Here is a 24530-nt window from a genome sequence, read left to right on the forward strand (position 1 = left end):
CGATCCCGCTTCAGACGAGAACACCGAGTCTGCAAACCATCCCAATGATGAGTAGCCTGGGCGACAAGACGTTGGTCGCCTTCATACCCGTTCAGCCAAACCAGACTGGCTGGAACGCCTCGTTGGCTTGAATCCAGGCGTCCATGCTGATCTCGCGTACCTCGACGCCGGATAGAAATTTGACTCGACGGTTATGGGACTGCGTGCCGCTCATCTGGCGAGTGCAGCGCAGGATGCTGTCGCGGACCGCGTTTGCATCGGTCCGCTGCACATTGCGCTGGATCGGTTGGAGCTTTTCCAAGGAGTGCGTGAACAGGCTGGGGAACTGGATGGCGCGGTGGGCGGCAGTGGTTACGACGGCTTGCATGGCTGGCTCCTGGGGCTGCTTTCGATGACCGTCAGTGTCTCGACCGCTCCAAGCTCAGGCCATCGCCCTTAAGGGGGAATTTGGTGAGGGGTCTCCCCCTTTTGGGGGATATGAGGGGGATAGCCGTTCGCAATCGCATCTCGGGCGGCTTGGGCGCGGTGCGCTAAACGCAGCATCCTGTCGATAGACTCCACCACGTAACTAATTGGAGTTTTGAATGACAAAGTCCCTCGCGAAACTGAACGAGCAAATCGCTAAGCTTCAAAAGGAAGTCGATGCGATTCAGTCGACTGTCATCGCACGCATCAAGCGCGAGATTGCACTGCACGGGCTCACCGCTGAGCATCTTTTCAGTTCGACTGACAGTACGTTCGTCGGCAATGGCCGCAAGGGTGCCGCGAAGACTGCAAAGACCAGTGCAGCCAGGAAATCGGGCGCCGCCAAGCCGGCGAAGTACGCCGACGACCAGGGCAACAGCTGGCATGGAATCGGTAAGCGCCCACAGTGGATTCACGCGGCGCTCAATGCAGGTCATGCACTCGAAAACTTCCTCGTGTCACAAGTGAAGGCAGCGTCGAAGAAGCCGACTGCTGCCGTGACTCCGGCCCCGAAGACGGCGAAGAAGACCGTCCCCAGGAAGAAGGCTGCACCTGCGGAGAAGGCGACCAAAGCGGCGGTTGCCGCGAAGACACCGGTCAAGAAGACCGTCAAGGCAGCGCCCGCAAAGAAAGCTGCGGCGAAGAAGTCCACAAAGCTGAAAGGCGGTCCGGCACCGTCCGGAGAGGCCTGAAGCTGGGTTCACCAACTCGCCTCGAACGGCACGCCATGTCCGTCGATGGATGCTCGCTCGTCGTGAGTCTGGTTCGATCCGGCGAGGCAAGTCCAGCGACTCCCCGTGAATGACTGGCCGTGAGTCGGGTTCCTTTGTCCTGACGAGATTGCTAGAAGACGCCGCCTCGGGTCGCAGGACCGGCTCGCGCCAATCGCATGAAGCTAAAGCCCGGTCTGAGGCCGATGGCGGCTCGGCAGCGACTGCAGGCTTCCGCGGCCTGTAGCCGGCTTCACGGTTCGGGACACGAAGCCGTCATCGGCTCACCTCTCGACTTGCCAACGGCGATGACTGCTGTAGGGGGTGAAGCAGCCACCCAGGCGGCATTGCCGCCGCTCACTGCGCCAACCTGCAACGAATGTCTGCTGCTCGAAGCGTCGGAATGGCGCTCTCGACCCGTTGCAGACGCAGCACTAGACCTGGTGAGCCGCCCTAAAGCTGTCGTTCAACGCCGGATCTCAGGCGAGGCCTCACCGAAGGCGAGGACGTCGCACTGGAGCACCTTGTTGGGCTTCATTGGCTCAATCAAACGGATAGTCATCGTGCCTTGTGACTACCGGAATTNGGCCTCACCGAAGGCGAGGACGTCGCACTGGAGCACCTTGTTGGGCTTCATTGGCTCAATCAAACGGATAGTCATCGTGCCTTGTGACTACCGGAATTTCTTTGTCAGCCTTCAACACRCTTTCCACGGTATCGACCAGGCCTAGTACATCCCCTGWAGCGTCAACGCTCCTCAGCTTTGACCAAGACCACGTCTTGGCCTTMTGAATTGATGGCAGGAGCGCGTATCGCTCCGGATGGTTAATTGCTGYWGGATCGGAATAGACGCAAAGCCCCATTTTGAAACCACCGCGYTCTAAATCTACCCACCAACCCCAGTCCTCGTTATTGAACGACGGCACGTTGATGCCGGCGCCGGGTAAATGGGACTGGAGGTACAGGCAGAGGGCTTTGCCGTACATNGAAACCACCGCGTTCTAAATCTACCCACCAACCCCAGTCCTCGTTATTGAACGACGGCACGTTGATGCCGGCGCCGGGTAAATGGGACTGGAGGTACAGGCAGAGGGCTTTGCCGTACATGCGCTCGTTCGTAAGCTCCTCATCCTCGCCCGACAGGATGGGAAACTTCTTCGTTTCGATAAGCAGGCAACTTTTCGGTATCACTGCTTGCCCTCCTCTATGAGGCCCAACTATTAGTTAGTCCAGCACGCCATGCCGGGAAAGCGGCGTTCACTGGCACGACTTTGCCAGCCGCTCGAACCCGCCGCAACGGTGGAATTTCCGGGCCAGCNGTTAGTTAGTCCAGCACGCCATGCCGGGAAAGCGGCGTTCACTGGCACGACTTTGCCAGCCGCTCGAACCCGCCGCAACGGTGGAATTTCCGGGCCAGCGGCCTGGCAAACGAGGCCTCCCGGGCTGCCATGCTCGTGGCCGCATAGCAGCCGTTCATGGATGACGGCTCCTGGCCGGGACCGGGTCTTGCTTGGCCTGCCGTTAGCTGACCTTCCCAGGAAAGGTCTGTCCATTTGAGTCGGCACACGTCCCATCAGGTGTAAGCCCGCTCCCGTAAATAAGCCGCCGCCGTGGCGCTGCCCGTGGACAGCTTCACCGAGTCTCAGCCGTACCTCAACCCCTGCCGAATCTGCTCGGCGGCGAAGGCCAGCGGCAGGACGAGTATGGCCAGCAGTTTGGCAGCGCCCGAACGAGCCGCCAGCGCGATACACAGCGCCGGCAGGCCCGCGAGCTGCACGCCCGCAGCGGTCACGCTCAAGCGGCGGGCTGCGGGTCTGTGGGTGAAGCCAGCACCCAGCAGGCGGTGCAGGAGCTCGGCACTCAGCAGGGTTGCCGGGCCTTCGCAGTGGATGCCATCTTGGTGCGCGTTGGCCAGCAGGCGCCAAGCGTCGGCGAAGCGGGGCGAGCCCAAGGCGGCTGATGCCGGTTCCGCGCCGTCCAGCGCCCGCAACTCAGGTCGCATGGCCAAATCCTCCGGCAATCGGATGCTCCAGATCAGGCCCAGTTTGCGCAGCACGAGCAGCATCCACCAGCCAGGGTCCCACTCGCCGGCATACAGGCCGAGGCGCGCCGATCCGGGGAAGGCGTGGTGGTTGTTGTGCCAGCTCTCGCCCATGGTAAGCAGTGACGTGAGCGGGATGTTTCGGCCCTGTACGGCGGCGCCGTCCACCACATGGTGCATGCCGCCGTGGTTGTGCGCGAAATATCCAATCAGCCAGTGGCCGAACACGCACGCCGTGACGCGGGCGCACGTACCCCAGAACACGAAGCTCCATCCGCCGACGGCGAACAGCAGCAGCGCGGGCGGGAACTGCTGCAGCATCCAGGTGCGCTCCAAGAATCGGTAGAAGCGGTCGCCCGCGATGCGCGACTCGATGTGTATGGCGGGCTCGCGCTCAAGCCGCAGCTCGCAGTGCAATTGCCACCAGGCGTCGCGCCAGAAGCTGCTGCCATGGCGCAAGTAGTCATGGCAGTCGGGCAGGCGTTGGGCATAGTCGCGCAGCTCGTGCTGGCGAAGGAGACCGAGAGGACCAGCCAGCCCGACCTGCACGCCGCTGTAGACCAGGGCGTACTCCAGCCACTTGGGCGTTTGGAAGCTGTCATGGATGAGCTTGCGGTGGCTGCCGAGCGAGTGGCCGAACAGCAGCACGAAGGCGGTGCTGGCCAAGAAGACGCCAAACGCCGCCCACGTGAAGGTGGCGAGTCCGCCAATGACGGCCGCCAGCGCCATGCTGGTGAACCAGAGGGACTTCAACGGCGACCAGGCGACGCGGCCCCGCAGCACGTCGGACGGGACGACGGCGCGTACGCGGTGGGTGTCGAGAGCGGCGGGGCAGGTGGGCATGGCATCAGCTTTTGACGGATTTCAGGGCGGGCTTGGGTGCGCGAAGCTTTGCGATGGTCTTGGACTCGCGCTTGAGCGGACGTCCCACCGGGCATAGCTCGAAGGCGTAGCCGGTGAGGCTGGTGACGAGGCTGTCGCGGTTGATGGCGTAGTGCACGAACTGGCCGCGCCGCTCGCTGGTGACGAGGCCCGCGTTCTCGAGCACCGACAAGTGGCGCGAGATGGCCGGCGCGCTCATGGCGAAGCGCTGGGCCAGGTCAGAGGTGGTCAGCTCGGCCTCGGACAGGTAGGCCAGGATCTGCCGGCGCGGGCTGGAGGCAAGGGCTTCGAAGATCTTGTCGAGCGCAGCGGTCATTTGGTCGCGGTCAAGCATTAGCAAATTCGTTAATTCATTATTTGCTGAAGGCTCTACGTCCGTCAAGCAAGGGGATCCCGACATGAACCGAAACCCGAGCACCCTGGGCGGCGTTGCTGTCAATGCGGCTGTCGTACTGGTCCAGCCGCTTGTCTTGGTACTAGCGGCCGCTTCCGCAAGGGACGGCCGCCGTAGGCTCCCTCAGATTTCCGTCTGCTCAGAGATTTCGAGGGCGTCATCGACCTCGATGCCAAGGTAACGCACCGTGGACTCCAGCTTGGAGTGCCCGAGCAGCAGTTGCACAGCGCGCAGGTTCTTGGTCCGCCGATAGATCAACGTAGCCTTGGTCCTTCGCATGGAATGCGTCCCGTAGTCGGCGGGGTCGAGCCCTAGCTCCTCGACCCAGCCCTCAAGGATTCGGGCGTACTGCCTCGTCCCCAGATGCGGCGACCCGTGCATGCGACTCGGGAACAGGAAGTCCTCGGATCTCAGGCCGGCTTGCTTAATCCAACGCTGCACCGCGTCGCGGGTCACCGGCGTGATCTCGAACTGAACGGGGCGCTGAGTCTTGTGCTGCATCACGACTGCCCGACTGGCCACAGTGTCGCCGTGGCAGACATCTCGGACCTTGAGCGAGACGAGGTCGCAACCTCGAAGCTTGCTATCGATGCCCAGGTTGAACAGCGCGAGCTCGCGAACGCGGTCCTCCATTTGGAGCCGGACTCGGAGTGCCCAGATGTCCTTGACCTTGAACGGCGCCTTCTGGCCGACGATCTTTGCCTTGTTCCACGGCTCGCGCGACAGGGTGTTGGCTGCTGATCCCATGATGGTCTCCCATCGAGTTGAGGGCCAACAAGCATGCGCCTGGGCCGCCCGCATCGATAGGCTTGGCGCCTTGGCCCTTCCTTTCCTGCCATGCTTCAAGGTCCGCTTTGCGGCGCATGAACGACCTCACGCTGCCGGCCACAAGCAGCCGTTGGGTGGTGCGTCCGGAAGCGGACGTCGATTACCCAGACCAGCTCATTGCATCAAAGCTTCGATCAATGGGCAGGTGGGCGGAGCGGGCGTCGGCGCCTAGCTGAAGGGTAATCGCGTGTCGCCGAGGGCTGAACCTTCGACATGCGAAGCGGGGCCGGGACGTTAGCGGGCAGCCCCAGCGGTCGCATCTGCCTGGGCGATGAACGCCAGCAACGCGGGCGTCGACTGCTTCTGGCGATGCACAACCAGATGACATTGCCGAAGCTGCCGCGGCAATGTCGTGGCGACGCGGCACAGACGTCCGGCCTCCAGCGCATCGTTCACTACCCAGGCGGACAGGCAGGCCACCCCCAACCCTTCCTGAGCGGCACGCTGGATGGCTTCCGAACTGCCCAGCTCGATGCTCCGCCGGTAAGAGCGCAGGTGGGGCAGCAGGCTCTGGTCGGTCGCTTCGCGTGTGCCTGAGCCCGATTCGCGCACCAGCCACACCGCCTCACGCAGCGTGCGCTGGGGAATGCGCTCGCCTGCCGTACTCGACCGGGCCAGCGCACTGTCGGGTGCAGCCACGACCACCATCTCGTCTTGGAGCCAGGGCGTGACCACCAGCGCTGGCTGGTGGCAGGGCCCCTCGATCAGTCCCACGTCGAGTTCGAATGCGGCCACGGCATCGCAGATGGCGGCGGTGTTTCCGATCACGACCTTCGATCGCCAGGCGGCGGCGCTGCCAGGTTGCTGGGCCCCCATGAAGCCGGCGAGCAGCTTTGGCAACACGTAGTTGCCGATCGTCGTGCTGGCGCCGATGCGCAGCGACTGCGCCTGCGCGCTGCCGTCGCGCGACATCTGCTCGATGCCGGCGGCGCCATCCAGCAAAGCCAAAGCCCGCGGCAAGAGCGTGCGGCCGTTGTCGTTCAGCAGCAGGCGCTTGCCGACGCGGTCGAACAGGCGCAGCGACAGCAAGCGTTCCAGTTCGTTAACGGCCGAACTGGTGGCCGATTGCGATAGCGCGATCTCAGCGCTGGCCGCCGTGGTGCTGCCGCTGCGAGCCACTGCCACGAAGATCTGCAACTGGCGCAGCGTGAGCCGCAGTACATCCATCGGGGTTGCCTCTATCTAGCGATTCGGTCGTTTGATCTTACGCAGATAACCCGTTGGACCGATCACAAGCCAAGTCCGAGACTCGCCTTCATTCCCTCCTCTTGCCTGAAAACCCGCATGACCACCACCGCATTTCGACGCACCACAGAGTCTTCAGCCGCCACGCCGCGCGCCTGGACCCGCCTGCTTCCCGGCCTGGCCCTGAGCGGCGCGCTGGCCGCTGCCGGCGTGGCGCTGGGCCGCATCGGCTGGCTGCAGGACCACGGCTTCAGTGCGCTGACGCTGGCCATCGTGCTGGGCATGATCGTCGGCAACACGGTCTATCCGCTGGTCCCGCGCCTGGCCGCGGCCAGCGGTGCCGGCGTCAACGTCTCCAAGCAGAACCTGCTGCGCCTGGGCGTGGTGCTGTACGGCCTGCGGCTGACGGTGCAGGACATCGGCCATGTCGGCATCGCCGGCGTCGCCATCGACGCGCTGGTGCTGGGCTCGACCTTCGCGCTGGCCTGCTTCATCGGCACGCGCTGGCTGGGCCTGGACCGCAAGACGGCGATGCTGATCGGCGCCGGCAGTTCCATCTGCGGTGCCGCCGCGGTGATGGCCGCCGAGCCGGTGGTCAAGGCGCGCGCCGAGCAGGTCACGGTGGCCGTCGCCACGGTTGTGGTGTTTGGAACGCTGGCCATCTTCCTGTACCCCGCGCTGTTCCAGCTGAACCAGCACTTGGAGCTGATTCCGGGCGGTGCCAACGGCTTCGGCATCTATGCGGGCTCGACCATCCACGAGGTGGCTCAGGTGGTGGCTGCGGCACGGTCGGTGGGCCCGGATGCGGCCAACTCGGCCGTCATCGCGAAGATGGTGCGCGTGATGATGCTCGCACCCTTCCTGGTGATGCTGTCGGCCTGGCTGGCGCGCGACGACAAACGCCACGCCAACACGTCGACCGCAACCGACCAGGCCAAAGGCAAGCTCGCCGTGCCCTGGTTTGCCTTCGGCTTCGTCGCGGTGGTGTTGTTCAACTCGCTGCAGTGGCTGCCGGCCTCGGTGGTGGCGGTGACGACCGAGATCGACACCGCGCTGCTGGCCATGGCCATGGCCGCGCTCGGCCTGGCCACGCATTTCGGTGCCATTCGCAAGGCAGGGGCCAAGCCGCTGCTGCTGGCGCTGATCCTGTTCGGCTGGCTGATCGTCGGCGGTGCATTGATCAACCGCTGGGTGCCGGCCCTGCTGGGCTGAGGCCTCGAATTCACGGCCCGACGGAATATGCCGCCGGCCGTCAACGTCCACCAAAGCGAACCTGTTTCCCTTTTCATCCCTCCACGAAAGACATCCCATGAACACCTTCTTCCGCACCACCGCGCTGGCCTTGTGCAGCACCTTCGTCCTGGTGGCGGCCAGCCTGCCCGCAGGCGCCGCAGAAGCCACCCCGGCCCGCGTCACCTTCGACGGCCAGATCCGCAACAACTCGCTGGCGCTAAGCCCCGACGAGGCCACCGCCGTCGTGTCCTACAGCGAACGGCCCGATGTCATCGTCTACGACCTGGCCACCGGCGCCGTGCGCGGTGTGCTGCGCGGCTACGTCACGCCGCGCAACATCGTCTTCGCGCCCGACGGCAAGAGCTTCTATGTCTCCGACAGCAGCCTGGGCACGGTGACGCGCCTGGACACCACCACGCTCAAGCCGCTGGCCACCGCGTCGACGCTGGCGGCCGGCCCCGGCGCCTTCGGCACCGCGCTCAGCAAGGACGGCAGCGCGCTGTACGTCAACAACCAGGCCAGCAGCACCGTGACGCGACTGGACACCGCCAGCGGGCAGGCCAAGGCCGTGATCACCGGCTTTGCGCAGCCGCGCCAGGGCGTGCGCCTGAGCCCGGACGGCAGCAAGCTCTACGTCACCAACTTCCTGGGCGACAAGGTCACCATCGTCGACACGCAGACCGACAAGATCGAGGGCGAGATCGCGGGCTTCAACAAGATCCGCGCCATCTCGGTCACCGCCGACGGCAAGACCCTGTTCGCGGCCAACAGCGGCAGCAACGACATCGCGGTGGTGGACATCGGTGCGCGCCGCGTCACCAGTACCGTGCCGGTGGGCCGCGACCCCTACGGCGCTGCGCTCACGCCGGATGGCCGCTTCGTCTACTCGGGCAACCTGGCCGACAACACGGTGTCGGTGATCGACGTGGCCACGTTGAAGGTGGTCGCCACCATCGCCGGATTCAAGCAGCCGCGCCAGGCCATCGTGTTCACGCGCGACGGCCGCACAGCCTATGTGCTGAACGAGGACCTGAGCATCTCCAAGGTCGAGCGCGCCGGGCAGCGCATCGTCGCCACGGTGGCCGCACCGCAGGCGTTGACAGCGTACTGAATCGCCGGCCCACGGCCCAGAATGAAGCGCCCGAGCCGGCGGCCGCCGATCAGCGTGACTCCGCGCTCAAGGAACTTGGAAACGTCGTTCGCGGCACCGGCCGCATCCGCGCTCAATCCCCGATCTTGGGCTGTCAGAGGATCTTTCGCCGTGCGACCAAGCCCAAGGCTTTCCGCTTCCGGCTGGCCTTGCTGCCCCCCGCATAAAGGACCGAATGAAGACGCTTACCAACCCTTGCCGGCGCCGATGGGCGTCGCTCTGCCTGGCCTTGTGCACGCTGCCCGCGGCGTTCTCAGCTCATGCCCAGACGGCTGCCCCGCCTGCGCTGGAACTGGTGGTGCTGGGCTCGGGCGGCCCGGGTGCCACCGGCCGCGCGGGTTCGGCCTATGCCGTGCTGGTGGACGGCGTGGCGCGGGTCTTCGTCGACGCCGGCCCGGGCTCTTTCGTGCGCCTGGGCGAAGCCAAGCTGGCGCTGGGCCGGGCCGACATCGTGCTTCTGACGCACCTGCATGTGGACCACGCTGGCGGACTGCCGGGGCTGTTCAAGGCCCGTGCGGTGTCCAGCCGCGGACCGGTCGAATTCAAGATTTTCGGGCCGGCAGGGCGGCGTGCGGTCAACGCCGACGACGCTGACTTCCCCGCCACCAGCCGCTTCATCGACCTCTTGTTCGGCAAGCAGGGCGCCTTCGGCTACCTGAAGGACTTCTCGGCGCCGCTGCGCTTTCAAGTGAACGACATCGACGCACCCGCCACGGCGTCAGCCCTGCCCGAAGTGCGCACGGTGTTCGATGAGGGCGGCCTGCGCATCAGCGCCGTGGCCGGCCACCACCGCGACGCACCGGCGGTGGTCTACCGCATCGACCACGCCGGCAAGAGCATCACCTTCAGCGGCGACATCGACGCCAGCGGGCTGGCGGGTCTGCGGCGAATCGCCCAAGGCACCAGCCTGCTGGTCTTCAACAGCGTGGTGCTCGACCCACCCGGCTCGCCCGACGTGCTGTACACCTTGCACACGCCACCCAAGGCCATCGGCGAAGTGGCTGATGCGGTGCGCGCCGGCCAGCTGCTGCTGAGCCACTTGTCGCCCGCGCTCGACGCGCAGCGTGACGCTGTGAAGGCGTCGATCACTGCGCACTATGCCGGCGGGGTGGTGTTTGCGCAAGACGGTCAGCGGCTGGCGCCCTGAGGCGCGCAGCCGCCGGCGATAGTGGCGGTACCAGCCCCGAGTTCGACGCCCGTGCCTACCGACCCCACGAAGGTGATCACGCGAGCCATGCCGTCGGGCCACAGGAACACGGCGGCGTCGAACTTCATGCGCTGGCCGACCGATGGGCTGCCGCTCACGAAACCTTCGGTGCCGACACCGCGGTCCAGGCCCCGCAAGTAGAAGGCGCCCGCCGTGGTGCCGAGGGCGTCGGCAAAGGTGCCCGAGAAGCTGAAGGTGTCGCTGGCCGGGTCGTAGCCGGCGAACGCGCTCGCCACATCCACGTCGCCGTTCTGCGGACCGATGTACGTGGGCAGTAGGTCGCCAATGGGGTCGGTGATGCCTTGCGCCAGCGCACCGGTCGCGGCGGTGAACAAGCTGGCCAGCAGCAGGAAGGTCAGGGTTCGCTTCATCGGAGCAATTGGTGGAGCGTGTCGGGCGGGTCAACTGCCGATGGCGTGACAGAAAAAGTTTTTGCGTGGGCCGGAATAGACCGCCTGCCGGCGCCGTCTGCCCTTGTGTCGGGACCTCATGGACCCTTCATCCACCACCGACCACCCCTCACTTCACCTCAAGCCTTCAACGGAGCCCTCCATGTTCAAGACATTCGCCTTTGCCGCCACTGCCCTGACGCTTGCCGCTGGCAGCGCCTTCGCCGCCCCTTCCGACGACGCCCGCACGCACTTCCAGGCCATCGCTTCGGGCGACACCCAGATCGTGATGCGCGCCTACGCCGACCATGCCCAGCTGAACTGGGTCGGCGGCCCGCTGGACGGCACCTACGCCACCACCGACGCCATCCGCGGCACCTGGGAAAAGTTCGGCAAGGCCGTCGGCCCGCTGAAGCTCACCATCGGCTCCATCGAAGAATCGGCCAACCCCAAGGGCTCGACGGTCTCCGCCAACGTCGTCTTCGAAGGCAAGCAGCCGATCAAGGTGCGTTACGTGCTGACCTACCGCGAAGGCAAGATCGTCAGCGAAACGTGGCAGATCGACCCCAAGCTGAACGTCGCCCTGGCAGCCACTGCCGAAACCGCCGGTAAGACCGCGACCTACTGATCCACCAGCGCCGCGCCGCACCGGGCCAGACCGGGGGCGGTGCGCACCTGCGTCGTTCGGGTTCATTCCCCGCAGTTGACAACGGAATACCCGCAAGCACCCGTGCGTCGACCTGTTTGAAGTGGTTGACGCACTGCTCACCCGTCCACCCAGGAGCTCCCCATGCGACACCCGCTTTCCAAACTTTCGGCTGTGCTGATGCACGCTGCTCTCGCGGCCGCGGCAGGCCTTGCTTCACTGCCCGGCCACGCCGCAGACGGCGCTGAATCCCTGACCTATACCAACATCACCAAGATACGCGACGGCATGGGCGCACGGGGCGACCTCGCACCGATCGCACGCATCGTCTCGCCTCTGGCGGATGCGCAGATCGTGCCGGGAGAAGGCCGCATTGGCGCAGGCAGCGTGAATGGCACCGGCTTCGTGCTGAACATCGAGGTCGTCACGCGCGACGCGACGCCGGTCGCCGCGAAAGAATCGCTCAACATCAGAAACACCGCGCTGCTCGGCCAGGTCAACCCGAACATTCCGGGCCTCTATGTCTTCCTCGACACCGACCTCGTCAAGCCCGACGGTGGCGTGATCCCGAAGAACACCAACCTGGCGAACCTCTTCAACATCCTGGGCACCGACGACACGCCCGGCGCGGGCGTGACGATGTGGCTGGGCTGGCACGTGCTTGAATCGCTGCCGCTCGACACGAACCGCTTCAACATCACCACCGCCGTGGTCGACACCGCCGGTCGGATCGGATTCGACCGGGTCTCGATGGCGGTGCTGCGCGGCGGTATCACATCGGGGCAGGCACTGACGCCCCTTCCGATCGATGTGTTCGATGACGGCATCGACGACGCGGACGGACCGGAGGTGACGATGATTGCGCCCCGCGTGCCGTCGCGTGTGTCACCTGGGCCGCAAACCGGCAATCCGACGCCGCCTGCGAATGCATCGCTGTTCTTCATTCAAGTGGCGGCGCTGGACCGCTCGCGTCACGGCATCGGCGTCAGCGAAAACGGCCAGGGCACGGCGGCCCGCTCGGTGTTGGGAACCATCCTGGATGGCAGCCAGATCCAGAACCCGATCACGCATCCCAGCAACGGCACGAACCGCAATTTCCCGGGTCTGAACGTGACCTTCGACGTGCCCTTGCGTCAGCCCAACGGCAACGTGGTGCCGGCGGGCTCGAACCTGGCGCCGATCTTCAACGTTGCCGGCAGCGAGCTGGACGCTGACGGCTATGTCGTGACGACGGCCGATTGGGTGGTGGGGGGATCGCTCCTGATGCCTGCGGGCAAGCGTTCGGTCACGATCACCGCCCGGGTCACCGACAACGCCAACCGCACCCGCAGCGTCAGCCACGTCGTGGGCATCAGCCCGGTCGAGAACGGCCAAAACCTGACGCCCGCACCCTGAGAACGAGGCCGCGCGGCTCCGACCATGGAGCCGCGCTGGACGCACAGGGCAGCGGCAGCCTGCCACCCTGCACAACCAACACCCCATCTTTTTTTCACGCCTGCGGAATAAAAGGCCTGAGCGTGCCGTCTGCCCCGATGTGAGCAACATCTCACCCACGCTGCCCGATCCGCCACCACCTCCACGGAGCTTCCCATGTTCAAAACCCTCGCCATCGCCGCATCTGCGGCAACGTTTCTGGTCACTGCCGGCTGTGCCAACCTGGCTGAGCCGCCTGCCAAGGCGCCCGCCATGTTGTCTGGCGGCGCGCTCGTCACACCCGCTGGCATGACCCTCTACACCTTCGACCAGGACGTGGCGAACAGCGGCAAGAGCGCCTGCAACGGCGGCTGCGCCGCGCTCTGGCCGCCGATGATGGCCACCGCCACCGACCGGACCACGGGTGCCTACAGCATCGTCACTCGCGACGATGGGTCACGCCAGTGGGCCTACAAGGGCAAGCCGGTGTACACCTACAAGGCCGACCAGAAGGCCGGCGACCGCAGCGGCGACAACTTCAAACAGGTCTGGCACATCATCAAGGAATGACGCCTGTACACCCGCCTGCACACCCAGCTTCGCGCGGGCTCACCCCATCTTCAACATCTTGATGAACGACGACCATCAACTGCTGAGCTGGGTGCCGCGCTTGCGCCGCTATTCCCGGGCGCTGGTGAACAACCGCGACGACGCCGACGACCTGGTGCAGGACACGCTGGAGCGGGCCTGGGCCAAGTCGGGCCTGTGGGGCAGCGTGGCGGACATGCGCGCCTGGCTCTTCAGCATCATGCACAACCTGCACGTCGATGGCGTGCGCCGGCCCAGGCTGCACACCGTGACCATGGACGATGACACCCCCGAGGTGCCGGTGATGCCGACGCAAGGCGACAGGTTGGCGGTGCTGGACCTGCAGGCCGCGCTGGACCTGCTGCCCGTCGAGCAGAAGGAAGTGCTGCTGCTGGTGGCGCTGGAAGACATGGCCTATGCCGACGTGGCGCAGGCCCTGGGCATTCCCATCGGCACGGTGATGTCGCGCTTGTCGCGCGGCCGTGAGCGCCTGCGCGGCCTGATGGAAGGTCGTGCCGAACCCGTGCGGCTGAAGGTCGTCAAATGAATGCATTGCGAAGCACCCTATGAGTACCGATCGCCCATCGCCGCCCACCCTCCCGCCCACCCCCCCGGTCACCGAGGCCGAGCTGCATGCGTTTGTCGATGGCCGTCTGCCCGCAGAGCGTGAGGCCGAGATCGCTGCCTACCTGGCCGCGCGCCCCGACGATGCGCAGCGCGTCGAGGCCTACCGTGCGCAGAAGCGCGAGCTGCACGCCCTGTTCGACCCCGTGCTGGACGAGCAGCCGCCGCAACGCCTGCTGAAGTCGGCGCGCCCGCGCGCCGTATCGCCGACGCCTTGGTACCTGCAGCGCTTGGCCGCCGGGCTGGCTATCGCCGTCATCAGCGGCGCCACGGGCTGGGGGCTGCGCGGCGTCGGACCTGGAACAGCCGGTGACGATGCAGCCCGCATGGCGGCTGTGCAACCGGCCCCAGGTGGTTTGACTTTGGTGTCTGCGGGTGGCTTCGCGCAGCGTGCCGCCGTCGCGCACGCGGTCTACAGCCCCGATGTGCGCCGGCCCGTGGAAGTGGACGCCGCGCACGAAGACCAGCTCGTGGCCTGGCTGTCCAAGCGCATGGGCGCGCCGATGAAACCGCCGCACCTGCAGGCGCAGGGCTACACGCTGGAAGGCGGGCGCCTGCTGCCAGGTGGCCAGGGGCCGGTGGCTCAGTTCATGTACCGCAACGAGCAGGGCAGCAAGCTGACGCTGTACGTGTCCAATGACGTCGCTGACGTGGGCAGCGCCGCGGGCTCGGGCGGGGCCGCGAAACCGGATGCGAAACCGGGTGCGAAGAACGCTGACACCGCCTTCCGCTTCGCGCAGGAAGGCGCCGTCAACGTGTTCTATTGGGTCGACGGGCCCTTCGGCTATGCGCTGTCGTCCGACGCCGACCGCAGCGTGCTGGCGCGGGTGTCGGCCGAGGTCTACCAACAGCTGGGCGCACCGCGCTGAAGGCCACGGCAAGTCCCGCAGCGCAGGCGGTTTGCACCGCCATCGAATGAATTGGCCTGAAGCGCGCTCTTTGCTGCGAGCGCCTGACGCACCGACACAGCCCGTCGTTGGGTGCAAGGTCGCGCGTCACAGGCCCCAGTCCACCTTTGCACTGAACAAAGAAAGCACCCATGACCACCCAACGTCGCGACATCCTCAAATACTCGCTGGCCGCCGCAGCCGCCAGCGCGCTGCCTGCAGCGCAAGCCCAGGCGCCGTCCAGCGCCGCCGCCGCCACCGGCATCGACCCGCGCGACCGCGTCTTCATCACCAACGAAGACTCCAACACGCTGGTCGTGATCGACCCCAGGACCAACACCGTCGAGAGCACCATCAACCTGACCAGCTTCGACGAAGACCCGCGGCCGCCCTTCCGCTATGTCACCGCCGGCGTGGCGCCGACGCACGCGGCGATGATCCACAAGCCGCTGTACCACGGCTGCATCGACGCCCACGGCGCGGTGCCGTCGCCCGACGGCCGGCTGCTGGCCACCAGCGGGCGCGGCTCGAGCAACATCTACCTCGTCGACGCCGAGCAGCGCCGCGTCATCGGCAACACGCCCAACCCGGCCGCTGGCATGACGACCAACCCCGAACGCCTGAGCAGCGGGCTGCTGCTGGGCCGCGAACCGCACGAGCCCACCTTCACGCGCAACGGCAAGGAGCTTTGGGTGACGCTGCGCGGGGAAGACCGCATCGCCATCGTCAACGTCGAACTCGCCCTGCGTCAGTTGAAGGGCACCGACAACACAGGTTCGACGGCCATCCGCCAGTTCCTGCCGACGATCAACGGCCCGGCCCAGGTATGGTTCAACCGCGAAGGCACGCTGGCCTTCGTGGCCAGCCAGAAGGTGTCGCAGGTCGACGTGTTCCGTGTCAACCCGGGCGCCGATGGCCACAGCCAGCCGCAGCGCGTGACGACACTGGACATCAGTGCGCAGGACAAGCCCGGCTTCACGCCCTTCATGAAGACCACGCCCGACGGCGCCGAGGTGTGGTTCTCGCACAAGCTGGCCGATGCGCTGTCTTCTCGCTCGACGCGGGGCGGTTTCGACCTCATTGACAGCGTGCCGCTGGGCATGGGCGCGCGGCCCAACCACGTCGAGTTCGTCAGCAACGCGCGCGGCAGCGTGGTCTATGCCAGCCTGGCGCGCATCGACGACGGGGGCCCCGGCGGCGTCGCCTCCAGCCCCATCGCCATCATCGACCGCAGCGCAGCCAGCGGCCAGCGCAAGGTGGTCGGCACCTTCTTCAGCCACGGCCGCGAATCGCACGGGCTGTGGACCAACCCCGAGAACACGCTGCTCTACGTGGCGCACGAGCAGGACGAACTGCCCGGCACGCCCAACGCCGGCCAGACGGTGTGCAGCGCCTTCGACGTCAGCGACCCGCTGAAGCCGGTCTTCATCGCGCAGATTCCGCTGGGCAACCTGACCCTGCCTTCCGGAGCGCTGCGCAACAAGAAGAGCATCAACCTGGTCTACGTGCGCGTGGGTGCCAAGGGGCAGACTGCATGAAGGGCATGAAGGGCATGAGGGGCGGACACGCCCAACATGGAGTCAGTGCCTTCGAGCGCGAGATGGACGCTTCGATGGCCCGCATGATGCAAGACATGCACGGCCCGGGCTTCGTGGGCCAGGCCGACATCGACTTCCTGGCGATGATGATTCCGCACCACGCCGGCGCCGTCGACATGGCGCGGCTGGTGCTGCAGCACGGCCGCGACCCGGCCACGCGGCAACTGGCGGAGGAGATCATCGCCGGCCAGACCATCGAGATCGAGAGCATGACGCGGCGGCTGGCGGCCTTGCAGCAGCGCTCTAGCGCGGGTTCGGCAGCCGAATTTCCATCGCTGGGTGGCACGCGCGGGCCGTGATGCCCAGCCTGAGGGTAAGCACTGACGATGGCGATGGAATGAACCGCAGCGCTGTCCGCTCTTGATCACCATGCTGTTCCAGTCTGCCGAGTCCCGCTACAACCAATGGGTGCGGGACCATTACCGCTTCCTGCTGCGCAGCGCCTGGGCGCTGACGGGCTCGCGTGCCATCGCCGAAGACGTGGTGCAGGACTGTTTTGCCAACGCCTGGAAGCACCGCGAGCAGTTGCGGGATGGGGCGTTGGCGCGGGCCTGGCTGTTCCAGATCATGCGGCGCGCCGCCTTCCGCCAGGCCGCGCCGGGCATGCAGTCGCTGGACGACGACGAGCAGCCCGAGCAGGCCGCCCCCGACGCCGGGCTGGACGACAAGCTGGACGTGGTCAAGGCGCTCGCGCGGCTGGCGCCCATCCACCGCGAGGTGCTGGTGCTGTTCTATTTCGACGACATGCCCACCGCGCAGATGGCCGAGGCGCTGGAGATTGCGCCCGGCACCGTGCTGTCGCGCCTGGCTCGCGCGCGCGACGCGCTGAAGCAGGTGATGGGCGTGCCAGTGCGGGCACCCGGCGGCGCCCAGGTCACGCCCTTGCGGAAGACCCCGTCATGAAGCGCGAACTCCGGCCGCCCGAGTTGCCCGACAGCGCGTTCGACTTGCGCACGCGCGCCGAACTGGCGCTGGCCTTCGAGCCCATCGACGCCCCGCCGCACTTGTACCGCAAGGCGCAGCCGCTAATGGCGCGGCGCAGCTTCCAGCGCGCCGTGCTGGGCCTGCTGCTGGCAGGCAGCGGCACCGGCGCCGTGCTGGCCATGCGCCCGCCAGAACTCGTGCGCGGCGCCATCGAACACGAATACTTCGAGCGCACGCTGCGCGGCACCTTCATGGCCAGCGCGCCCTTGCTGCAGCACCTGGGGCTGGCCGGCCAACAGGTGGTGCCCGGCTTCCCGCAGCTGATGCGGCCTTGCGACATCGACGGCCACCTCGTCTACCACCTCACCACCTTCTTCGAGAAGGGCGGCATGGTCACCGTGTTCGCCTTCGACAAGGCGGTGGCGCTGACGGAGGGCAGCGGCTGGTGGGGCAACGTGCACTGGAAAGTCATCACCTCGCGCGACGGCAAGCCGCTGGTGCTGGTGGCGCAGAAGAAGCAGGCCCTGGCCGTGGCGCAAAGCCAGTTCGGTCCAGCCACCGACATGTCCCCACCGAATTCCACACCGACCCCCAAGGAGACCCGATGAACAAGACCTTGAACTCGCTGCCGCGGCGCCAGATGCTGGCCGGCAGCGCCAGCGCCCTGGCCGCGGCCGGCCTGGCCACTTTCACGCGCGGTGCCGCCGCGGCTGGCGAAACCCCAGTGGCCAGCGCCACGCCCAAGCCGCTGCCCGCCTACGTGGCGTGGAAAGACCCGGCCAGCGTCATCGTGCACAGCAGCACCACCATCGAGACCAAGCGTGCAGCCTTCGGCAGCGGGGTCATCACGCCGGCCGAGCAGCTCTACATCCGCAACAACCTGCCGGCGCCCGACGCGTCCATCGTCGCCGACCGCGACGCCTGGCAGGTGGCCATCGAAGGCGTGAAGGCGCCGCGCACGCTGACGCTGCGCGAGCTGAAGACGATGGGCGTGGAGACGACCGCGATGGTGCTGCAGTGCTCGGGCAATGGTCGCGGCTACTTCCCCAGCAAGCCCAGTGGCACACCCTGGCAGGTGGGCGCGGCGGGTTGCGTGATGTGGACCGGCGTTCCGGTGCGCGTGGTGGCCGAAGCGCTGGGCGGCGTCGTGCCGGGCGCCGGTTACCTGACCGGCACCGGCGGCGAGAAGCTGCCCGAAGGCCTGGACCCGCTGAGCATCATCGTCGAGCGCTCGGTGCCGGCCGCCGCGATGGCCGACGCGCTGCTGGCCTGGGAGATGAACGGCGTGCCGATCTCGCTGGCCCACGGCGGGCCGCTGCGCCTGATCGTGCCCGGCTACACCGGCGTGAACAACATCAAGTACATCAAGCGCCTGGCCTTCACGGCCAAGGAAACCGAGGCGAAGATCATGTCGCACGGCTACCGCATCTCGCCGCCGGGCGGCAAGGGCGACCCGAGCCAGCCGTCGGTGCAGGAGATGTCGGTAAAGTCGTGGATCAACTCGCCGGCGCCTGATGCATCCAGCGTCAAGGCCGGCCTGGTGCAGGTGCAAGGCGTGGCCTTCGGCGGGCTGAACGGCATCAAGCGCGTCGAGGTGTCGCTGGACGGCGGCAAGACCTGGAACGACGCGCGGCTCACCGGGCCCGACCTGGGCCGCTATGCCTGGCGACAGTTCGTGCTGGCCGCGAAGCTGCCCGCTGGCAGCCACACGCTGGCCAGCCGCGCCACCGACACGGCCGGCAACGTGCAGCCCGAACAGCGGATGGAAAACGCCGGCGGCTACAACAACACGAGCTGGGCCGACCACGCCGTGAAAGTGACGGTGGCCTGAACATGCGCAACACCATCCACCAGCACTTCGTGGTGCATGCCTTGAAAGTCGCGTCGGTGCTCGTCGCAGGCCTGGCACTGCCCGCTCTGCCCGCGCTGGCGGCCGACGAAAGCGCGCAACTCGTCCTGGGGAAGAAGCTCTTCCTGCAGGGCGTCGTCCCGTCGTGCGCCGTGTGCCACACCTTGCAGGCCGCAGGTGCCGAGGGCGCCGTCGGCCCGGTCCTCGACGAGTTGAAGCCCGACGCCGGGCGGGTCGCGAAGGCGCTGCGCAACGGGCTGGGCCAGATGCCCTCGTACAAGGACAAGCTCACCGACGCAGAGATTGCGGCGCTGGCGCTCTACGTGTCGAAGGCCAGCGGGGGTGCCAAGTGAAACTTCAGGTGGGTGGAATCTGTGGTGCATCCCCACCGATAAAGGCTCGTCCGCGCGGGCCGCAAGACGCTGACTGGCACCGAAACGCAGGGCATCTTCATCGGTCGCCGCCGTCGGCAGCGACTGCTTCTCAACTCCTCGACAGACTGGATTGGGTCGAGAGCGCCATTCCGACGCTTCGAGCAGCAGACATTCCCGGCGCGAGTTGATGGCGACAGCCGGGACCAGCCAGGCTGGACGACCGCAGCACCCTCGACACCGGTCGTTCAAGCCGTCAAACGGCCAGATGCGCCAGCGACCGCTTCATGCCGGTCATCGTCAACTCGGCGGCTGACCGCCGATGACGGCAACCGCTGCGGAATTGATCTTCACCCTGGTCGCGGACTTCGGCTTTGGGCACATTGCTGCCCCACGACTGACTAATCCGAGCGGCAGCAGCCAGCCTGAATCTGACGTCGTGAAATCGGAGTCGTCTGACAGGGGCGCGAAGCGGCTCGGTCTACCTTCGGTTGTCCCCTTTACCGGAGCACCCGATGGCAGATGACAAGTCTCAGAGCGGCGGCCAGGACCGCAAGCGCATCAGCCTTTCAGAAGACTACGAGGTCCGCGACTGGGCCAAGAAGTTTGGCGTCACGGCTGACGAGCTGAAGGCGGCCGTCAAAGCTGTCGGAAACGAAGCGGCTGCCGTCGAGGCGCGCCTGAAGGGCAAGAAGGGCTGACCTTCGTGGCGATCGCTCAGCGAGCGTCGCCGCGGCCCGCCAAGCCGGCCGCCAAGGCGACGGCCGCTACCCGGGGCAGGCAGCGCGCAAAGGAAGCTCCGCCCGATGTCCCGCTGGCGAAGTACAACGCCAAGCGCGATTTCAGCGGCACCGCCGAACCTGCGGGCAAGGTCGCGCGCCGAAAGGCGAAGGACGCGCTGCGCTTCGTCATTCAGAAGCACTGGGCGTCCCGCCTTCACTACGACTTCCGGCTGGAGCTGGATGGCGTGATGGTTAGCTGGGCGGTGCCCAAGGGGCCCAGCTACGACCCGGCGGTCAAGCAGATGGCGATCCACGTTGAGGATCACCCTATCAGCTACAACTCCTTCGAGGGGGAGATCCCGAAGGGCCACTACGGCGCCGGCACGGTCATCATTTGGGACCGCGGCACCTGGACGCCGGTCGGCGATCCGCGTGAAGGGCTGGCCAAGGGCAAGTTGATCTTCCACCTGCACGGCGAAAAACTCGCGGGCCTTTGGGAGCTGGTCCGCATCTCCAAGCCAGGCGCAAAGAAACAGGACCAGTGGATCTTGTTCAAAAAGAAGGGCGACGCCTGGGCGCGTCCGCTCGCCGAATACGACGTCATCACCGCTTTGCCGGATAGCGTCGTCGAGCAGCCGCTTGGCCTGGTTGAAGAACGAGAGCCGCGCGTCCTCGCCGCCCCTTCAGAGAGCGGCGGCCCTGATCTGTCGCGCGCCAAGAAGGCCGCCATGCCGCTGAAGCTGGAGCCGCAACTTGCCACCCTGGCCGCCTCGGCGCCCAGCGGCGGCGATTGGCTCATCGAAAACAAATTTGATGGCTATCGCATGCTGGTGCGCATCGCCGGCGGCAAGGTGCAGCTCATCACCCGCAACGGCAACGACTGGACGGCGAAGCTCCGGCCGCTGGCGGACGAGCTGCAGCAGGTCGGCATCACGCAGGGCTGGCTCGACGGCGAGATCGCCGTCCTCAACGAGCACGGCCTGCCGGACTTCAACCGGCTGCAGAACGCCATCGATAACGCGCGCACCAAGGACATCGCGATCTTCTTGTTCGACGTGCCTTTCCTGGGCGACACCGACCTGCGTGACGTGCCCCTGCGCAGCCGCCGCAGCGTCCTCAAGAGCTTGCTGGAAGGTCGTATCACCGAACGGGTGCGTTTCAGCGAGGAGCTGCCTTCGTCACCCACCGAAGTGCTTGCCGCCGCCTGTCAGCTTGGCCTTGAAGGCGTGATGCTGAAGAATTCGGACTCACCGTACGTCTCGCGCCGCGCTGACAGCTGGCTCAAGCTGAAATGCCAGCGACGCCAAGAGTTTGTTGTCATCGGCTTCACCGACCGGGCCAACTCCACACGCGACGTTGGCGCGCTGCTGCTGGGCTACTACGAAGCCGGCAAGCTGCGCTACGCAGGGTCGGTCGGCACGGGCTGGGGCGCAGCCCAAGGCAGCGAGCTGTTTGACCAAGTGGCCAAGTTGGAGACGAAGACGCCGCCCGTCGACACGGCGGAGGTGGACCCCGGCCGCTGGTCCAAGCGGGCCAAGGGCACGGAGCGATGGGTGAAGCCAGAGATGGTTGTCGAAGTGGCGTTCGGCGAGTGGACGGCGGACGGCAAGGTTCGGCATGCGACCTTTCGGGGTGTGCGGACCGACAAAGACCCGCGCTCCATCGGTCGCGAGCAGTCGGCGCCGCCGCCGCCTGCCAAGCCGACCAAAGCGACGAAGCCGAAGACGGCGATCAAGATCTCCAACCCGGACCGCGTCATCGACCCATCGACCGGCCTCAAGAAGATCGACCTGGTGCACTTCTACGAGAGCGTCGCTGATCGCATCCTGCCGCACCTGAAGGATCGCCCCGTGTCCCTGGTGCGAGCGCCGCAGGGCATCACCGGTCAGCTGTTCTTCCAGAAGCACTCCGACCAGGAGATCAAGGGGATCAGCAACCTCGATCCGGCACTGTGGCCAGGCCACGACTCGCTGATGTCGATCGACACGGTCGACGGGCTCATCAACGCGGCCCAGCTCAACGTCATCGAGTTCCATACGTGGAACTCGGTGACGAAGCGCATTGACCAGCCCGACCGGGTGATCTTCGACCTGGACCCAGGCGAGGGCGTGTCCTGGCAGAACGTTCAGGAGGCAGCCGTCCTGACGAAGACGATGCTGGATGAGCTGGGTCTAAAGGCCTGGCTCAAGACCAGCGGCGGCAAGGGCTTGCATGTGGTGGTGCCGCTGGCGCCGAAGCTGGACTACGAGGTGGTCAAGGATTTCTCCCGGGCCGTCGTCGCGCACATGGCCAAGACCATCCCGCAGCGGTTCGTGGCCAAGAGTGGCGGCAGCAACCGTGTGGGCAAGATCTTCATCGACTACCTGCGCAACGGGCACGGGCAGACCACGGCAGCAGCGTTCTCGGCGCGCGCCAGGCCGGGGATGGGGGTATCCGTGCCGATCAGCTGGGAGCAGCTGCCGTCGCTCAAAGGCGGGGCTCAATGGACCATCGGCACTGCGCGTGAGTACCTGAGCTTCGAGAAGACCGATCCCTGGGCCGACTACTGGAAGGCCCGGAACACTCTGACCGCAGCCCGAAGGCTGCTCAAGGTGCCGTAACAGGTCATCGGCGCCAAGTCCGGCCAGCCGCGACGGCGCACCCAGCCAGCAGGAGCAGGATCAGCGCGCCCATTGGATTGGTCTGCAGGGTCTCAACCATGCGGCAAGCCGCATCGATGACCGAGGTGATGTTCAATCGTCAGTCCTTTCTTCGTTGATGGCCAGGTTCGGCATCGACGCTGACCCTGGTTGCGATGCCCCCAGCCGGAAAACCCGTTGGCGGCGCGAACTCGTGCATTAGGGGTACCGAAACGAAGCCGCCGGCCCAGACACCCAGAGAAGCACCGTGAAAGCGCTCAGATCGAGCCAGCCTCAGGGGTCCGGATAGGTTCGGTTCAACCAAATTCTCCATGCCAACGCACCGTATAAGGTGTAGTCGTTAAAGGTGCGCGGTGAGCCAATCCGGGTCGGAATCGACCCGTGATGAGTCTCAAGACAACCACTCCAAAATTCGGCCAGGCGCTACGTGCCTTGCGGCTTGAGCGAGGACTGTCGCAAGAAGACTTTTACGAGGTCTCGGGACGTACCCACCTCAGCCGCCTTGAGAACCAGGGCGCCAGCCCATCCCTCAAGAAGGTTGTGCAGCTGGCTCAAACCATGGGTGTGCATCCGTTGACCTTGCTGACGCTGTCGTTCTGCAACAAGGGCAACGCCGCTGAGGTCGACAAGGTGTTGTCCGCCGTCGGCGAGGAGATTGCCTCGTTCTCGAACCTGCGGCTGGGCACGCGCGAGAAGCACCGCCGGGTCACGTGAACCAGGGGTCAGCGCCGGTCGATGTTGCATTCGCCGCAGAGCTGGCGCAGCTCAGGCTTCACGCCGGACTGAGCCGGCGCGATCTTGCAGATGAAGTCGGCATCCAGCCTTGTGACGTAAGCCGAAGTGAAGCCGGTCAGCGCAGTGTCCATGTGGTCGAGCTGTTCTACTGGTGCCTAGCCTGCGGCTCCTCTCTCGATGTCTTTTTCGAGCGCATGGATCGGCGCCTGGCACTGGACATGAGCAAAACCCGCCACTGAGTGGGGCCCATCTCACTTTGCGCCTGACGCACGTCGGCCTGTTGCGGCCCCCGCCGCCCGCTTGCGTGGCTGTGCGCGCAGACGGACGCTTCCAAGCCAGCGCAGCTCGTCGTCCAGCTCCTGCAGGAACTCCATAAAGCTGTAGTCCAGCGCTTCAATCCATTCACGAAGCTCGATGACGTTGAGGGTGGTCGCGCCGCTCTCGACATAGCTGACCCAGCCCTGGCTGCGGCCAAGCAGGTTGCCGAGGTCGGCCTGCCGCAGTTGGCGCGACTCGCGCAGGCCCTTGAGCTTCTTCAGAAAGGCTTCGTTGTGGCGGCTGTACAGGGATTTGGACATGGAATTCTCTCAGCGTCGCACCGTATCCCACCACTGTCCATATCAAGAATTTGCATATGGCACGCACCCGGCCGCCTGGGATGTCACTCTTACTCGTCAGCTCCGAAGCGCGCAACGACTTCCTCTAATTTCGGCATGCGGGCGGGTTCTAGGCGGATATTCAGTTGCAGAGCTGATAGCACCGCAAATAGCGAAGCCACTGAGGTGTCGTGACCAGATTCCAGACGGTAGATCACGTCGCGCACCCTGCCAGCCTTCTCGGCGACCTCGGTGATGCTCATTCCGGCGGCCTGGCGGGCCTGCTTGAGCGCGGCCCCAAGGTCCGAAGAAAGCCGAACAATGTCGTTCATAGACGACATTGTGGGAGATCGCTGTCGTGATGTGAATCAGTTGTCGTTCAAGAACGACAAATTCGTCCGGGTTGCTTGGACAGGACATCAGCCTGCGTGTCCCCCATAGCCCCTCATCGGCA

Annotated in this window: 29 protein-coding genes; 19 read left to right on the forward strand and 10 right to left on the reverse strand. The window is 65.9% G+C overall.

What is annotated here, in order from left to right:
* Window positions 1–91 precede the first annotated feature (91 nt).
* Window positions 92–367 carry a hypothetical protein gene (locus ASC81_RS00730; RefSeq protein WP_056261429.1) on the reverse strand — a complete coding sequence of 92 codons (276 nt, stop codon included), beginning with the start codon at window positions 365–367 and terminating at the stop codon, window positions 92–94.
* Window positions 368–584: 217 nt separating this feature from the next.
* On the opposite strand from ASC81_RS00730, the gene ASC81_RS00735 reads away from it, so the two are divergent.
* Complete coding sequence (locus ASC81_RS00735; RefSeq protein WP_056261432.1) at window positions 585–1157, forward strand: H-NS family nucleoid-associated regulatory protein; 573 nt, start codon at window positions 585–587, stop codon at window positions 1155–1157.
* Between the two features lie 659 nt (window positions 1158–1816).
* Here the strand turns inward: ASC81_RS00735 and ASC81_RS27640 are convergent.
* The 5 genes from ASC81_RS27640 to ASC81_RS00755 all read right to left on the reverse strand — a co-directional run.
* Window positions 1817–2161: hypothetical protein (locus ASC81_RS27640; RefSeq protein ID WP_235533529.1), on the reverse strand; the 345-nt coding region annotated here is incomplete at its 5' end.
* A gap of 656 nt (window positions 2162–2817) precedes the next feature.
* Window positions 2818–4059: an acyl-CoA desaturase gene (locus tag ASC81_RS00740; protein ID WP_156391630.1), complete on the reverse strand. Its 1242-nt coding sequence runs from the start codon at window positions 4057–4059 to the stop codon at window positions 2818–2820.
* Window positions 4060–4063: 4 nt separating this feature from the next.
* Window positions 4064–4414, reverse strand: a complete 351-nt coding sequence (locus ASC81_RS00745; protein WP_056264111.1) for a metalloregulator ArsR/SmtB family transcription factor — start codon at window positions 4412–4414, stop codon at window positions 4064–4066.
* Window positions 4415–4615: 201 nt separating this feature from the next.
* Complete coding sequence (locus tag ASC81_RS00750; protein ID WP_056261435.1) at window positions 4616–5239, reverse strand: tyrosine-type recombinase/integrase; 624 nt, start codon at window positions 5237–5239, stop codon at window positions 4616–4618.
* 315 nt (window positions 5240–5554) lie between these two features.
* Window positions 5555–6487, reverse strand: coding sequence for a LysR family transcriptional regulator (locus tag ASC81_RS00755; protein WP_056261438.1), 933 nt, complete (start codon window positions 6485–6487; stop codon window positions 5555–5557).
* Window positions 6488–6604: 117 nt separating this feature from the next.
* Here ASC81_RS00755 and ASC81_RS00760 point away from each other — a divergent pair, with 117 nt between their 5' ends.
* The 3 genes from ASC81_RS00760 to ASC81_RS00770 all read left to right on the forward strand — a co-directional run bounded on the left by ASC81_RS00760 (window position 6605) and on the right by ASC81_RS00770 (window position 10035).
* Window positions 6605–7717, forward strand: a complete 1113-nt coding sequence (locus ASC81_RS00760; RefSeq protein WP_056261442.1) for a YeiH family protein — start codon at window positions 6605–6607, stop codon at window positions 7715–7717.
* 97 nt (window positions 7718–7814) lie between these two features.
* Complete coding sequence (locus ASC81_RS00765) at window positions 7815–8849, forward strand: beta-propeller fold lactonase family protein (RefSeq protein ID WP_056261444.1); 1035 nt, start codon at window positions 7815–7817, stop codon at window positions 8847–8849.
* Between the two features lie 214 nt (window positions 8850–9063).
* Window positions 9064–10035 carry an MBL fold metallo-hydrolase gene (locus ASC81_RS00770; RefSeq protein ID WP_235533530.1) on the forward strand — a complete coding sequence of 324 codons (972 nt, stop codon included), beginning with the start codon at window positions 9064–9066 and terminating at the stop codon, window positions 10033–10035.
* On the opposite strand, the gene ASC81_RS00775 is transcribed toward ASC81_RS00770, so the two are convergent.
* Window positions 10017–10466, reverse strand: a complete 450-nt coding sequence (locus ASC81_RS00775) for a hypothetical protein (RefSeq protein WP_056261449.1) — start codon at window positions 10464–10466, stop codon at window positions 10017–10019. The two genes, ASC81_RS00770 and ASC81_RS00775, sit on opposite strands and share 19 nt — an antisense overlap.
* 181 nt (window positions 10467–10647) lie before the next feature.
* On the opposite strand from ASC81_RS00775, the gene ASC81_RS00780 reads away from it, so the two are divergent.
* The 13 genes from ASC81_RS00780 (at window position 10648) to ligD (ending at window position 22706) form a co-directional block, all read left to right on the forward strand.
* On the forward strand, window positions 10648–11112 hold the full coding sequence (locus ASC81_RS00780; RefSeq protein ID WP_056261451.1) for a nuclear transport factor 2 family protein: 465 nt from the start codon (window positions 10648–10650) through the stop codon (window positions 11110–11112).
* A 162-nt stretch (window positions 11113–11274) separates the two neighbouring features.
* Complete coding sequence (locus ASC81_RS00785; RefSeq protein WP_056261453.1) at window positions 11275–12525, forward strand: hypothetical protein; 1251 nt, start codon at window positions 11275–11277, stop codon at window positions 12523–12525.
* A 195-nt stretch (window positions 12526–12720) separates the two neighbouring features.
* The gene (locus tag ASC81_RS00790; protein WP_056261455.1) at window positions 12721–13113 is read left to right on the forward strand and encodes a hypothetical protein; all 393 of its coding nucleotides are present in this window, start codon (window positions 12721–12723) and stop codon (window positions 13111–13113) included.
* 61 nt (window positions 13114–13174) lie between these two features.
* Complete coding sequence (locus ASC81_RS00795) at window positions 13175–13678, forward strand: RNA polymerase sigma factor (protein ID WP_004306467.1); 504 nt, start codon at window positions 13175–13177, stop codon at window positions 13676–13678.
* Between the two features lie 19 nt (window positions 13679–13697).
* Window positions 13698–14624: an anti-sigma factor gene (locus ASC81_RS00800; RefSeq protein WP_056261458.1), complete on the forward strand. Its 927-nt coding sequence runs from the start codon at window positions 13698–13700 to the stop codon at window positions 14622–14624.
* 170 nt (window positions 14625–14794) lie between these two features.
* Window positions 14795–16180, forward strand: a complete 1386-nt coding sequence (locus ASC81_RS00805; protein WP_031943584.1) for a YncE family protein — start codon at window positions 14795–14797, stop codon at window positions 16178–16180.
* Between the two features lie 5 nt (window positions 16181–16185).
* A complete protein-coding gene (locus tag ASC81_RS00810) occupies window positions 16186–16539 on the forward strand; it encodes a DUF305 domain-containing protein (RefSeq protein ID WP_086010188.1) in 354 nt (117 codons plus the stop codon).
* A 70-nt stretch (window positions 16540–16609) separates the two neighbouring features.
* Window positions 16610–17143: an RNA polymerase sigma factor gene (locus tag ASC81_RS00815; protein ID WP_056264113.1), complete on the forward strand. Its 534-nt coding sequence runs from the start codon at window positions 16610–16612 to the stop codon at window positions 17141–17143.
* The gene (locus tag ASC81_RS00820; protein WP_004306457.1) at window positions 17140–17772 is read left to right on the forward strand and encodes a hypothetical protein; all 633 of its coding nucleotides are present in this window, start codon (window positions 17140–17142) and stop codon (window positions 17770–17772) included. Before ASC81_RS00815 ends, ASC81_RS00820 begins: the two co-directional genes overlap by 4 nt.
* A complete protein-coding gene (locus ASC81_RS00825) occupies window positions 17769–18995 on the forward strand; it encodes a sulfite oxidase (protein ID WP_056261462.1) in 1227 nt (408 codons plus the stop codon). The genes ASC81_RS00820 and ASC81_RS00825 overlap by 4 nt, the downstream gene beginning before the upstream one ends.
* 2 nt (window positions 18996–18997) lie before the next feature.
* Window positions 18998–19366 (forward strand): cytochrome c, encoded by a 369-nt coding sequence (locus ASC81_RS00830; RefSeq protein WP_056261465.1) that lies wholly within the window; start codon window positions 18998–19000, stop codon window positions 19364–19366.
* Between the two features lie 533 nt (window positions 19367–19899).
* Complete coding sequence (locus tag ASC81_RS00835; protein WP_056261468.1) at window positions 19900–20085, forward strand: DUF3606 domain-containing protein; 186 nt, start codon at window positions 19900–19902, stop codon at window positions 20083–20085.
* A gap of 5 nt (window positions 20086–20090) precedes the next feature.
* Window positions 20091–22706: a DNA ligase D gene (gene ligD, locus ASC81_RS00840; RefSeq protein ID WP_235533531.1), complete on the forward strand. Its 2616-nt coding sequence runs from the start codon at window positions 20091–20093 to the stop codon at window positions 22704–22706.
* A gap of 4 nt (window positions 22707–22710) precedes the next feature.
* On the opposite strand, the gene ASC81_RS28065 is transcribed toward ligD, so the two are convergent.
* Window positions 22711–22842: a hypothetical protein gene (locus ASC81_RS28065; RefSeq protein WP_255354392.1), complete on the reverse strand. Its 132-nt coding sequence runs from the start codon at window positions 22840–22842 to the stop codon at window positions 22711–22713.
* A gap of 287 nt (window positions 22843–23129) precedes the next feature.
* On the opposite strand from ASC81_RS28065, the gene ASC81_RS26360 reads away from it, so the two are divergent.
* Both ASC81_RS26360 and ASC81_RS28215 read left to right on the forward strand, forming a co-directional pair.
* Window positions 23130–23459 carry a helix-turn-helix domain-containing protein gene (locus ASC81_RS26360; protein ID WP_082536160.1) on the forward strand — a complete coding sequence of 110 codons (330 nt, stop codon included), beginning with the start codon at window positions 23130–23132 and terminating at the stop codon, window positions 23457–23459.
* Entirely contained in the window at window positions 23456–23719 is a 264-nt protein-coding gene (locus ASC81_RS28215; protein WP_156391632.1) for a helix-turn-helix transcriptional regulator, read from the forward strand. Before ASC81_RS26360 ends, ASC81_RS28215 begins: the two co-directional genes overlap by 4 nt.
* Window positions 23720–23731: 12 nt before the next feature.
* Here ASC81_RS28215 and ASC81_RS00845 read toward each other — a convergent pair whose 3' ends face one another.
* A complete protein-coding gene (locus ASC81_RS00845; RefSeq protein WP_056261470.1) occupies window positions 23732–24058 on the reverse strand; it encodes a helix-turn-helix domain-containing protein in 327 nt (108 codons plus the stop codon).
* Window positions 24059–24147: 89 nt separating this feature from the next.
* Window positions 24148–24408, reverse strand: a complete 261-nt coding sequence (locus ASC81_RS00850; RefSeq protein ID WP_235533533.1) for a helix-turn-helix domain-containing protein — start codon at window positions 24406–24408, stop codon at window positions 24148–24150.
* Window positions 24409–24530: the final 122 nt, after the last annotated feature.

This window comes from Pelomonas sp. Root405 (genome assembly GCF_001425165.1).
Lineage (GTDB): Bacteria > Pseudomonadota > Gammaproteobacteria > Burkholderiales > Burkholderiaceae_C > Pelomonas.